The sequence below is a fragment of the Phenylobacterium sp. genome (assembly GCF_004799395.1).
Classification (GTDB): Bacteria; Pseudomonadota; Alphaproteobacteria; order Caulobacterales; family Caulobacteraceae; genus Phenylobacterium.
In genome coordinates, this window is the sequence record NZ_SSMZ01000013.1 from 1 (window position 1) to 11,749 (window position 11,749).

Genomic DNA, 11,749 nt, shown 5'->3' on the forward strand with positions numbered 1-11,749 from the left:
TGCTTTTCCCAGTAGGCCATGCCGTCGTCCGGCTTGAACATAGTGCGAGGCGCGCCGTCCTTGCTGGCCACCGCGAAGATGTTGCCCTTGGGGTCATAGTAGAGGATGTCGCCATTCTTGCGGGTGAGCGTCAGCGTGCCCTTGGGCGGGTGGCCGACGAAGGCGTGAGCCTTTTTCACATACTGGTCGACCGTTTTGGCGTCGACGGACGCCCCATCGCGCTCAAACTGCTTTTGAGCGCCCTCGTCGGCGGTGAACCGCTTGCTGGACGCCCAAACGGGCTTTCCGTCATCGGCCTTCGCCACCTCGTCCTTGCGGTGGTCGACCTTGGGCGCGCCGTCGTCGTAGCCGCTCCGGCGGTCGGACCCGTAGGACCGCTCCGGCGCGCTGGCCGAGGCCGCCTCCGGATCGGCGGCCTCCTTGCTCACCGCCGAGGGGCCGGTGTCACAGGCGCCCAGGAGAGACAGCGCCGAAATTCCCAGCGCCCGAGGCAGCGCTTTCCTCAACCCAGCCATCACCCTTTCCCCCACAACAGCAGAGCTGGAACAAAGAAAGAACAACCTGAAACAGCTGTCGAGTCGAAAATTGCGGGATTTGTCGCGGCTCCCCATTTGCCGTAAGTCGAGCGCGCGTCGACGAGGGGCTGAACGCCTTGGACCAGAAGCGAATTCTCCTGATCGTCGGCGGCGGGATCGCGGCCTACAAGGCGCTTGAGCTCACGCGCCTCCTGCGCAAGGCTGGCGTCGGCGTTCGGCCGATCCTCACCGCCGCGGGCGCGCACTTCGTCACGCCCCTGTCGCTGTCGGCGCTTGCCGAGGACAAGGTCTATTCCGAGCTCTTCTCGCTGACCGACGAGGCTGAGATGGGCCATATCGAGCTGTCGCGTTCCGCAGACCTGGTCGTCGTGGCGCCGGCCACGGCCGACCTGATGGCCAAGGCGGCGCACGGCCTGGCCAATGACCTGTCCTCCACCACCCTGCTGGCCACCGACAAGCCGGTGCTGATGGCCCCGGCGATGAACGTGCGCATGTGGCTGCATGCCGCCACCCAGCGGAATCTGGCTGTGCTGAGGGCCGATGGCGTCAGCTTCGTGGGACCCGACGAGGGCGCGATGGCTTGCGGTGAATTCGGGCCGGGCCGGATGGCCGAGCCGCCGGTGATCTTCGAGGCGATCATGGCCGCACTCGGCCCGGGCGGCCGTCCGCTGGCCGGCAGGCGCGCCATCGTCACCGCGGGTCCGACCATCGAAGCCATCGATCCGGTGCGGATGCTGACCAATCGCTCCTCCGGCAAGCAGGGCTACGCCATCGCAGGCGCCCTGGCCGCTCTGGGGGCCGAGGTGACCCTGGTCAGCGGCCCGACGGCCTTGGCGGCGCCCATCGGCGTCAAGCGCGTCGACGTGGAGAGCGCGCGCGACATGCTGGCGGCCTGCGAGGCGGCGCTGCCGGCCGATGTCGCCGTCTGCGTGGCCGCGGTGGCCGACTGGCGACCGGCCGAGGCGGGCGGCCAGAAGCTGAAGAAGGACGGCGGCGCGCCTGCGCCCCTGGCCCTTGTGGAAAATCCCGACATTCTTGCCGCCCTGTCGAAGGGCGACCGACGCCCGAAGCTGGTGGTCGGCTTCGCCGCCGAGACGAACGACGTGGAGGCTCACGCCAAGGCTAAGCTGGGGAAGAAGCGCTGCGATTGGATCGTCGCCAATGATGTCAGCGTGGCGGGGACCATGGGCGGCGACGACAACGCCGTAGCCCTCGTCACCACGGGCGGAATCGAGCGATGGGATCGGATGGCCAAGGGCGCTGTGGCGCGCAAGCTGGCCGACCGCATCGCTCAGGAGTTCCAGTGAACCCAACCGTCCCGATCACCCGCCTGCCGCATGGCGAGGGCCTGCCGCTGCCGGCCTACGAGACCGCCCAGGCCGCGGGCATGGACCTGCGCGCCGCCGTCCCGGACGACGAGCCCCTGGTGCTGCGGCCCGGCTCGCGCTTTCCGGTGCCGACCGGTCTCGCCTTTGCGCTTCCGCCCGGCTTCGAGGGCCAGGTGCGGCCGCGCTCCGGCCTGGCGTTCAAGCACGGGGTCACCTGCCTCAATTCCCCGGGCACGGTCGACGCCGACTACCGTGGCGAGGTGAAGGTGATCCTGATCAATCTCGGCGAGGAGGATTTCGTCATCCGCAGGGGCGAGCGCATCGCCCAGCTGGTGATCGCCCCCGTGGTGCAAGCCGCCTGGGCCGAGGTCGAGAGCCTGGACGAGACGACGCGCGGCGCCGGCGGGTTCGGTTCTACCGGCCGATGAGCGATCCTGCGCCCCGCAAGAAGCGCCTGCCGTTCCGCTGGCTCTCGCTGGCGGAGCTGGTCGGCATTGTCGCCGTGGTGATCGCCGCGCTCGGCTATTGGGACACCCACCGCGAGCGCACGCAGACGGCTCAGGAGCGGGCCGCCGAGGCGCGGGAAAAGAAGGCGGAGGCCCAGGCGGGAGCGCTGAAACTCTCCTTCCTGATGACGGGCGCGCCCGAAGGTAACGGCGATCGCCTTCGCCTGACCACGGTGCATTCCGAACAGGTGATCCAGACCCAGGCGATCAGCTTCCCGAGCGAGATCCGCGCAGACGCGGTGCAGACCACCGGCAACCCGCGCATCGAGGCCGGCTGGTTCGAGGACGGTCTCGCCAAGGCCCTCCACGCCCGCGGCGACAAGCGCCACCAGGGCCGCCTGCCGGTCGGCGTCGCCACCAGCTTCATCGAGGATGGGCAGAACAAGACCGACCAGGCCATCTATCTGATCGGCTACTCCACCCACCCACGCGTGTTGCGCTCGGACAAGGTGGAGATGGAGGGGTTGTCGCTCGTGCGCCGCGGCGTGACCGGCGACCTCCAGGCCGCGGTTGACGCCCTCTGGTCGCGCCAGAACCCGCCGCCGGCCAAACCGTGAATGCGGCCCGCGTTATATCGGCCAATTTCACGCTGACGCCACTCTGCTTGCCGGACCGCCAAGACCTGTTCGACCATCTGTCGGACCCGGAGACGGTGGCTTTCATGGACATCGAGCCGATGGCCGACCTGGCCGCAGCGGATGCGATGATCGGCTGGGCGAACAAACTCCTGGCGTCCGGCGGCGGTCTTTGGTGGGCGATCCGCGATCAGGACGCAGCGTTTGTGGGTACGGCGGGCTTTGCGGGGCTGGTGCGTGAGCGTGGGTCGCGCGGGGAGGTATCCTACAATGTGGTCCGCAGCCGCTGGCGGCGCGGAGTGATGGCCGAAGTGCTGCCTGCGCTGCTTGACTACGGCTTCGGAATGCTGGGCCTGCGCCGGATCGAGGCGACGGTGACGCCGGGCAACCTCGCCTCCGCGGCTCTGCTTGAGCGGTTTGGGTTTCAGCGCGAGGCGACCCTGCGGGACCACGCCTTTTGGAAGGGCCGCTACTGGGACCAATGGCTCTATGCGAGGCTCGCGCCCTAGATCGCCGGCGCCGCAAACCCTCGGATGTTCTCGTCGATGGCCTGGGCGAGCGCCAGTGTCTTGCCGTCGCCGTTGAGCGGGCCGATCAGCTGGGCGCCCACGGGCAGGCCCGATGCGGCCTTGCCCACGGGGATCGCTGTCGCCGGCAGGTGCAGGGCGGTGGCCAGGGAAATCCAGTTCAACATCGACGCGTACGGGATGGACGAGCCGTCCGATGCGGCCAGCCGGCGCCGGACGAATGGCCGGTGGTCGTGCGGGAAGGCCGTGACCGGCGCGATCGGCGCCAGTATGGCGTCGAAGCGGCCGAACACCTCGCCGATCTCGTTCTTCAGCCGGTTGCGCACCGCGTCTGCGGCCAGCCACTCGCGGTGCGTGGCGGTATAGGCGAGCGTCATGGCGGCCGTCGAGGTCGGGCCGGCGCCGCGCGACAGCTGCCAGCGGGCTATGCCGCGCATGCGCTCCATGGCCCGAATCGTCCCGTCGGGCATGTCTTCGCCGATGATCGCGCCCAGCAGGGTCTGGTAGGCGCTCATCAGGGTCGGCATGTGCAGGGGCGAGGCGATCGGCGTCACCTCGGCGCCGGCGGTCTTCAGATCTTCCGCGAACGTCTCGATGGCGGTGCGGACCTCGGGATCCAGCGGGAAGCTGGGCTCTTCGAGCCAGAGCGCGATCTTGGCGTCCTTGAGGCTGGCGGCCGGGGCACGGGCCGCCAGCGGCCCCCCGCCGATGAGGATCGACAGCAAAAGGCGCAGGTCGCGGGCCGAGCGCGCCATGGGCCCGACCACGTTCAGGTCGCGCTCGCTCCAGGACCCCGGAGAGGGCGGCACCTGGCCGCGTTGGTTGACCAGGCCCCAGGTCGGCTTGTGGCTGTAGACGCCGCAGAAGCTGGCCGGCACGCGCAGCGACCCGCCGATGTCGGAGCCGATCTCCAGCGCCGTGACACCCGCCGCCAGGGCCGCCGCCGCGCCGCCGGAGGAGCCGCCGCAGGTCCGGCTTTCGTCCCAGGGATTGTTGGTAGTCCCGTAGAGCTTGTTGAACGCCTGCCAGTCGCCAGCCAGCACCGGGATGTTGGTCTTGCCCCAGATTACGGCGTCCTCGTGCTTGGCGAGACGCACGGTCGCGGCGTCCTCCGCCTGGCGCTGGCGGTAGTGTTTCAGACCGGATGAAGCGGGCATGCCGACCACGTCGAAGGTGTCCTTCACAGTCATCGGCAGGCCAGCCAGGAGGCCCAGGGTCTCCTTCTTTGCGCGCATCTCGTCGAGGGCCCGGGCGTGCTGCAGGGCGCGCTCCAGGTCGACGGCGACCACCGCGTTCAGCCGCTTGTGGGTCTGTTCGTGGCGGGCGAGCGCGGCCTTCAGCAGTTCTGCGGCCGAGACCTTCTTCTTGGCCAGCGCGGCCAGCTGGCCGGTGGCGTCGAGGCTGAGGAGATCGTCGTCCGGATCCAGGGCCATCGGCGTCAGTCGGACAGGCCCAGGACGTCGCGCATGTCGTACTCGCCGGGTGGCCGGCCGGCCACCCAGCGGGCGGCTACCACTGCGCCGCGGGCGAACAGGCCCCGATCGCGGGCCGAGTGCGACAGCGTCAGGATCTCGTCGTCGGCGGCGAAGGTGACGCTGTGTTCGCCGATCAGCCCGCCGCCGCGCATCACCGAAAAGCCGATCTCGCCGGCCGGGCGCGGGCCGGTGATCCCATCCCGGGCGTGGCGCCCCACCTTGCCGAGCTCGACGTTGCGGCCCCGCGCGGCCGCCTCGCCCAGCATCAGCGCCGTGCCTGAGGGCGCGTCGACCTTGCGCCGGTGATGGGCCTCGAAGATCTCGATGTCATAGGCGTCCGGGCCGAGCCGTCGCGCGGCCTGCTCGACCAGCCCCATCAGCATGTTGACGCCAAGCGAGAAGTTGCCGGCGCGGACAATTGCGATCTTCCGTGACGCTTCGGCGATGGCCGCAAGCTGAGCCTCGTCGAAGCCGGTGGAACCGATCACCAGGGCCGGGCCGCCCCGCGCCGCGCAGGCGCTCGCCAGCTCGGCTGAGGCGGCGGCGTTAGTGAAGTCGATGATCACGTCGACAGCTTCGAGCGCCGCATCCTGGCTCATCAGCACCTCGCCGGTCAGTCCGGGGCGGTCGAAGCTGGCGGCCAGCGCCAGTCCGGGCTGGGCCTCGACGGTCTGGGTCACGGCCCGGCCCATGCGGCCGAGGGCGCCGGCGACGGCGATCTTGATGGGGGCGGCGTTGGGCAGCGGCCTTACTCCTGCACGGGGCCGTTAGTCTCCCGCGCAGGAGGGTTGGGTCAATCCCAGTTCGGACGTCGTCAGGCGGCCGCGGCCTCGGCCAGCCGGTCCCAGGTGGTGTTCAGCACGCTGGGCCGCGTGGCCATGCGCTCCATCCAGCCCAGCAGGGGCGAGCCCGCCAGCAGGTCGGCGCCTTCCGGCGTTTCAGCCAGAAACTCGAAGTGGCCGTAGGCGAAGAGGTCGGCCAGCGAGACCGCATCGCCGGCGAAGTAGGGCTTGGCGGCCAGGATATCCTCCAGGGCCGCGATGCAGGTCCGCGCCAGGGGCACGGACTCGGCGACCTTCTCCTCGTCCGGCGTCATGCCGAACTTGGGCTTGACCACCCGGTTGAAGCCGATGCCGATGCTGATCGAGGGCATGACGTACCAGTCGACGATGTTCATCACTTGGTTCATCCGCGCCTGGGCCCGCGGGTCGGTCGGTGTCAGGCTGGGCCCGTCGAACACCTGGTCGATGTAGCGGGCGATCGCCTGGCATTCATAGAGCACGAAGTCGCCGTGCTCGATCGTCGGGATGCGGCCGAACGGATTGCGCGCCAGGTATTCCGGCGTCTTGTGGGCCGCGGCGCCGAAGGACATGGCGGCCAGTTGGTAGGGCGCGCCCTTTTCTTCGCAGACCAGCAAGGGCTTGCGGACGTAAGGACTGCCGGGAATGCCGTGGACGATAATTGGGTCGGACATGGAACTCTCCTTTCTCGGATGCAGAGGGATGGTCAGGCGTCGGCGACGGCCTTGAAGCTGTCGAGGATCAGGCTCCAGCCGCCGTCCATGGAGGTGAGTGTCTTCTTCGCCGCCTCGCTGTCGCCGAAGCGCTCGAGGCCGCGGTGTTCGAAATCGATGCGGGTCTCGGCATCGCCGACCGCGGTGAAATGGACGTCCACCTCGGTGAGCAGGGCCGGGTCGTAGGCGAATTCCGCGTTCAGCCGCCAGGCGAGGACCAGGTGGCCGGGCGGGTCCCAGACGAGCACGTCGCCCCACAGGCGCTCCACGCCGTCCTCGTGTTCGCCGTACCAGCGCCCGCCGGCCCGCGGCTCGATCACCGCGCCGGTCAGCGGGGAGTCGCCGACATAGTGGGTCTTGGGCCACCAGCCGCCGAAGCCGGCGGTGAACACCTTGAACGCCCGCTCCGGCGTGGCGCCCACGGCGAAGGTCTTGGCGATCGCGGCGGGTTTGATCGTCTGGCTCACGTCCTGTCCTCGTCTGATTTGATGGAGGCGGCTTCGGATCGTTCCACCTCGGCCTTGAAGGCGTCGAGGGCGACATCCCAGAAGCGGTCGAGCCAGGCGCGGATCTGCCCCAGCCCCTGCGGGTCGATCTGATAGACCCGTCGCGCGCCGTCAGGCCGGTCGGTCACGAGGCCCGCCTCCTTCAGGACTTTCAGATGTTGCGAAACGGCTGGCCGGCTGACCGGCAGGCCCCGAGCCAGGTCGCCCACGGCGCTGGGGCCGGCGGCGAGGCGTTCGAACACCTCCCGGCGGGTCGGGTCGGACAGGGCTGCAAAAGCAAGATTGTTAGCCATGGCTTACCGTAAGCCACAACTAACATAAGAGTCAAGCCACCCGTTCGGGGTGGCCGAAGGGGGACAGGTGCGCCCGTCCCCGAACGCGCCAGTCTACTTCTTGGGCGGCAGCATCTTCTTTAGTTCGGCCTGACTGGCGTTGATATTGGCCACGCCGTTGGAGACGCCGAGCTTGTCGCTATCCACCGTGAAGGTGTCGGCGCCCATCTTGATGGTCGCGACGCCGTTCTTCAGGCCGCTGACTTCGCCGATCAGGGCGCCGGTGTTGTCCTTCACCGACATGCCGGTCATCAGGCTGGCGCCGCCGGCGGCCCTCGCCGAGGTGTCGGCGCCGGCGCCGGTCGGGGCCGTAGCGCTGGAGACCGGCGGCGTCGCCGCCGAGGGCTGGCCGGGCATAGGCGCCTGGGCCTGCGGAAGGGGCGCTGCGGATGGCGGGGCGGTCAGCGGCGTCGAAGTGGGCGGCGTGGGTTGAAGCCCGGCCTGGGCCATGGCCTGGCCGCTGAGTATCATCGATGCGGCCAGCATGGCCGCCGCGTAGGTGAGTTGAATCTTCATGAGGTGCTCCCGTTCACGAGCTCCCCCCAGCCACGTTTCCAACAGGCCTGGGCGCGAATGGTTCCGCTGTGCAAGCCCCGTCCTGCGACAGCGAAGCTTGACTGAGGTTGTTTCGCGCGGCGCGGGTCTGTAGGTTCCGAAACCTCATCGCAACCGACGCCTAAAGGACCCGCCGCCGCCATGAGCGACGCCGAGAAACGCACCTTTACCGACGAGGAAGCCCTCGCCTTCCATCGGTCTCCGACGCCGGGAAAGATCGCGATCGCCGCGACCAAGCCGATGGCGACCCAACGCGACCTCAGCCTGGCCTATTCGCCGGGCGTCGCGGTGCCGGTCCTGGCCATCGCGAAGGACCCGGACCTGGTCTACGAGTACACCTCGAAGGGCAACATGGTGGCGGTGCTGTCGAACGGCACGGCGATTCTGGGCCTCGGCGACTTAGGTCCGCTGGCGGCCAAGCCGGTGATGGAGGGCAAGGGCGTGCTCTTCAAGCGGTTCGCCGACGTCGACGCCATCGACATCGAGATCACCGCCACCGATCCGGATGAGATCATCACGGTCGTGCGCAACATCGGCCCGACCTTCGGCGGCATCAACCTGGAGGACATCAAGTCCCCGGAGTGCTTCATCGTCGAGTCGGCGCTGCAGGAGCTCATGGACATCCCGGTGTTCCATGACGACCAGCACGGCACCGCGATCATCTCCGCCGCCGGCCTGATCAACGTCTGCCACCTGACCGGCCGCGAGCTGAAGGACGTCAAGGTGGTGCTGAACGGCCCGGGCGCCGCCGGCATCGCCACCCTCGACCTCCTGAAGGCCATGGGCGTGCCGCATGACAACTGCATCGCCGTGGACACCAAGGGCGTCGTCTACCGGGGCCGCTCCGAGGCGATGAACCAGTGGAAGTCGGCCCATGCCGTGGAGACCGACAAGCGCACCCTGCAGGAAGCCCTGACCGGCGCCGACGTGCTGATCGCCACCTCCGTGAAGGGCGCGATCACCCAGGCGGACATCAAGCTGATGGCCCCCAATCCGGTGATCTTCGCCATGGCCAACCCCGATCCGGAGATCCGGCCGGAGGAGGTCTATGAAGTGCGGCCTGACGCCATCGTCGCCACCGGGCGCAGCGACTATCCGAACCAGGTCAACAACGTCCTGGGCTTCCCCTACATCTTCCGCGGCGCGCTCGACGTGCGGGCGCGGCGTGTGAACATGGAAATGAAGATCGCCTGCGCCAACGCGCTGGCCATGCTGGCGCGCGAGGATGTGCCCGACGAGGTCGCCGCGGCCTATCAGGGCGTGCAGCTGAAGTTCGGGCCGCAGTACATCATCCCGACGCCCTTCGACCCCAGGCTGATCTGGTACATCCCGCCGTTCATCGCCCAGGCGGCGATGGACACCGGCGTGGCCCGCAAGCCGATCGAGGACATGGACGCCTACCGCGCCAGCCTCGCTCAGCGGCTGGATCCCACGGCGGCCTTCCTGCAGAAACTGCAGGGCGCGGTGCTGTCGGCGCCGAAGAAGCGCATCGTCTTCACCGAGGGCGAGGAGCCCAGTGTGATCCGCGCGGCCTACGCCTTCCAGAACGCCGGGCTGGGCGTCCCGATCCTGATCGGGCGCGAGGAGCTGGTGCATGAGAACATGCGTTCGGTCGGTCTCGATCCGGCCGAGGCCAAGCTCGAGATCCTCAACGCGCGGCTGTCGCACCGCAACCAGGCCTATGTGGATCATCTCTACGAGCGGCTGCAGCGCATCGGCTACCTGCGCCGCGACGTCCAGCGGCTGATCAACCAGGACCGCAACGCCTTCGGCGCCTCGATGGTGGCCATGGGCGACGCCGACGGAATGGTCACCGGCGTGACGCGGGCCTTCGACCAGGTGCTGGAGGAGGTGCTGCAGGTCGTCGATTCTGCGCCGGGTGGACGGATCATCGGCATGAGCGTCGTGCTGGCCAAGGGGCGGACCCTGTTCATCGCCGACACTTCGATCACCGAGATGCCGGAGGCCGAGGACCTGGTGGAAATCGCGCAGGAGGCGGCCCGCGCCGTGCGGGTGTTGGGCTACGAGCCGCGCGTGGCCTTTATGAGCTACTCGACCTTCGGCAATCCCATGGGCCTGCGCTCCGACAAGGTGCGCGAGGCGGTCGCCATGCTCGACGAGATGGACGGCGTCGACTTCGAATACGAGGGCGAGATGCCGCCGGAGCTGGCCCTGGAGCCCGAGAGCCGGGGCAATTACCCGTTCATGCGCCTGACCGGCCCGGCCAATGTGCTGATCATGCCGGCGGTGCACTCCGCCGCGATCTCGACCCAGCTGATCCAGTCCCTGGGCGGCGCCACGGTGATCGGCCCGATCCTCCTGGGACTCGACCGCGCCGTGCAGATCTGCCCGCTGTCGGCCTCGGTCTCGAAGATCCTGCAGATGGCCACGGTCTGCGCTTACGAGCGCCAGTTCGTGGAGAGTGAGGGCTGACGTCCGACGCTTCCCCTTCGGGGGAGGTGGCGCGAAGCGTCGGTGGGGCTTCGGCTCAGACCGTTGAGGACCCCCTCAGTCACCCTCGGTGACAGCACCCGAAGGGGAGCAACTGGCCTCGTGGAGCGCGTGATGAGTTCGGCCCTCAGTCTCGGCATCGACTTCGGCACGACCAACACGGTCGTAGCGCTCGCCGACGCGTCCGGGCCGGCGCATCTGGTGAAGTTCCCGGCGCCGGAAGGCGAGCTCTTCGCGTTCCGCTCCTGCCTATCCTTCCACGCGGGCGACCGGCCCAACGATCGCGCCATCGCCGCCGGGCCCTGGGCGATCGAGGCCTATGTGGAGGATCCTGCCGAGACCCGCTTCATGCAGTCGTTCAAGAGCTTCGCGGCTTCGGAAAGCTTCAGCGAGACCACGATCCTCAACCGCCGCTACCGGTTCGAGGACCTGCTTTCCACCTTCCTCCTGAAGCTCCGCGCCTACGCCGACGCCGGGATGGCCGAACTGCCGGAACGTGTGATCGTCGGCCGCCCGGTCACCTTCGCCGGCGGCGCGCCAAGCGAGCCGCTGGCGCTCACGCGCTACGAGACGGCGTTCGAGCGGCTGGGGTTCAAAGAGATCCTTTACGCCTATGAGCCCGTGGGCGCGGCGTTCTTCTTCGCCCGCGAGTTGGACCATGACGCCACCGTGCTGGTGGGCGACTTCGGCGGCGGCACGTCGGACTTCTCGATCATCCGCTTCGAGCGCGAGGCCGGCGAGATCCGCAGCCACCCCCTGGGCCGCTCCGGCGTCGGCGTGGCGGGCGACGCCTTCGACTACCGGATCATCGACAACCTGGTCTCGCCGGCGTTGGGCAAGGGCTCGAGCTACACGAGCTTCGGAAAGACCCTGCCGATCCCCAACCGCTACTATTCGGCCTTCGCCCGCTGGGACCAGTTGGCCCTCATGCGCGCCAGTCGCGACATGCGCGAGATCCGCAGCCTTGTCCGCGAGGCGGTCGAACCGGAGAAGATTGAGCGCTTGGTTGAGACCCTGGACGAGAACTACGGCTACCAGCTCTACCGCTCGGTCAGCCACCTGAAGGAGGCCCTGTCGGCGGACGAGGCAGCCCTCTTCGAATTCGAAGCCGGTACGATCTCGCTGAAGGGCGGCGTGCGCCGCGCGACCTTCGAGGGCTGGATCGCCCCGGAGCTGGCCCTGATCGAAAAGGCGGTGGATGCGGCCCTGGCCAACGCCAAGCTCGCGGCTCACGAGGTCGATCGCATCTTCCTGACCGGCGGCTCGTCTTTGGTGCCTGCGGTCCGCGCCATCTTCCACCGCCGCTTCGATGCGTCGAAGATCGAGACCGGTGCGGAACTGGAATCCATCGCCTCAGGTCTGGCGCTGATCGGCCGCGAGCGCGACCTTGGCCGCTGGACCATGCGAGCTTCGGAGGCCCCATGACCGGCTATGTCGCCCTGCTG

13 protein-coding genes are annotated in these 11,749 nt (G+C 68.6%); 6 read left to right on the forward strand and 7 right to left on the reverse strand.

Annotated features, from left to right (window positions below; genetic code table 11):
• The coding region (locus E8A12_RS00700; RefSeq protein WP_293365832.1) for a hypothetical protein at window positions 1–515 on the reverse strand (515 nt) is incomplete at its 3' end.
• 137 nt (window positions 516–652) lie between these two features.
• Here E8A12_RS00700 and coaBC point away from each other — a divergent pair.
• Genes coaBC through E8A12_RS00720 form a run of 4 tightly spaced genes read left to right on the forward strand, consistent with a single transcriptional unit; the run spans window position 653 to window position 3,454 of the window.
• A complete protein-coding gene (coaBC, locus tag E8A12_RS00705) occupies window positions 653–1,843 on the forward strand; it encodes a bifunctional phosphopantothenoylcysteine decarboxylase/phosphopantothenate--cysteine ligase CoaBC (RefSeq protein WP_293365833.1) in 1,191 nt (396 codons plus the stop codon).
• On the forward strand, window positions 1,840–2,292 hold the full coding sequence (gene dut / locus E8A12_RS00710) for a dUTP diphosphatase (RefSeq protein WP_293365834.1): 453 nt from the start codon (window positions 1,840–1,842) through the stop codon (window positions 2,290–2,292). Before coaBC ends, dut begins: the two co-directional genes overlap by 4 nt.
• On the forward strand, window positions 2,289–2,927 hold the full coding sequence (locus E8A12_RS00715; protein WP_293365835.1) for a hypothetical protein: 639 nt from the start codon (window positions 2,289–2,291) through the stop codon (window positions 2,925–2,927). The genes dut and E8A12_RS00715 overlap by 4 nt, the downstream gene beginning before the upstream one ends.
• Window positions 2,924–3,454 (forward strand): GNAT family protein, encoded by a 531-nt coding sequence (locus tag E8A12_RS00720; protein WP_293365836.1) that lies wholly within the window; start codon window positions 2,924–2,926, stop codon window positions 3,452–3,454. Before E8A12_RS00715 ends, E8A12_RS00720 begins: the two co-directional genes overlap by 4 nt.
• Here E8A12_RS00720 and E8A12_RS00725 read toward each other — a convergent pair.
• The 6 genes from E8A12_RS00725 to E8A12_RS00750 all read right to left on the reverse strand — a co-directional run bounded on the left by E8A12_RS00725 (window position 3,451) and on the right by E8A12_RS00750 (window position 7,814).
• Entirely contained in the window at window positions 3,451–4,905 is a 1,455-nt protein-coding gene (locus E8A12_RS00725; protein ID WP_293365837.1) for an amidase family protein, read from the reverse strand. The two genes, E8A12_RS00720 and E8A12_RS00725, sit on opposite strands and share 4 nt — an antisense overlap.
• Window positions 4,906–4,910: 5 nt before the next feature.
• On the reverse strand, window positions 4,911–5,672 hold the full coding sequence (dapB, locus tag E8A12_RS00730) for a 4-hydroxy-tetrahydrodipicolinate reductase (protein ID WP_293365844.1): 762 nt from the start codon (window positions 5,670–5,672) through the stop codon (window positions 4,911–4,913).
• An 89-nt stretch (window positions 5,673–5,761) separates the two neighbouring features.
• The gene (locus E8A12_RS00735; protein WP_293365838.1) at window positions 5,762–6,421 is read right to left on the reverse strand and encodes a glutathione S-transferase family protein; all 660 of its coding nucleotides are present in this window, start codon (window positions 6,419–6,421) and stop codon (window positions 5,762–5,764) included.
• A gap of 32 nt (window positions 6,422–6,453) precedes the next feature.
• On the reverse strand, window positions 6,454–6,927 hold the full coding sequence (locus E8A12_RS00740) for an SRPBCC family protein (RefSeq protein ID WP_293365839.1): 474 nt from the start codon (window positions 6,925–6,927) through the stop codon (window positions 6,454–6,456).
• The gene (locus E8A12_RS00745; protein ID WP_293365840.1) at window positions 6,924–7,259 is read right to left on the reverse strand and encodes a metalloregulator ArsR/SmtB family transcription factor; all 336 of its coding nucleotides are present in this window, start codon (window positions 7,257–7,259) and stop codon (window positions 6,924–6,926) included. Before E8A12_RS00745 ends, E8A12_RS00740 begins: the two co-directional genes overlap by 4 nt.
• Window positions 7,260–7,352: 93 nt before the next feature.
• Window positions 7,353–7,814 (reverse strand): hypothetical protein, encoded by a 462-nt coding sequence (locus E8A12_RS00750; protein WP_293365841.1) that lies wholly within the window; start codon window positions 7,812–7,814, stop codon window positions 7,353–7,355.
• A gap of 180 nt (window positions 7,815–7,994) precedes the next feature.
• Between E8A12_RS00750 and E8A12_RS00755 the strand changes: the two genes are divergently transcribed.
• On the forward strand, window positions 7,995–10,286 hold the full coding sequence (locus tag E8A12_RS00755) for an NADP-dependent malic enzyme (protein WP_293365842.1): 2,292 nt from the start codon (window positions 7,995–7,997) through the stop codon (window positions 10,284–10,286).
• 132 nt (window positions 10,287–10,418) lie between these two features.
• A complete protein-coding gene (locus E8A12_RS00760; RefSeq protein WP_293365843.1) occupies window positions 10,419–11,729 on the forward strand; it encodes an Hsp70 family protein in 1,311 nt (436 codons plus the stop codon).
• Window positions 11,730–11,749: the final 20 nt, after the last annotated feature.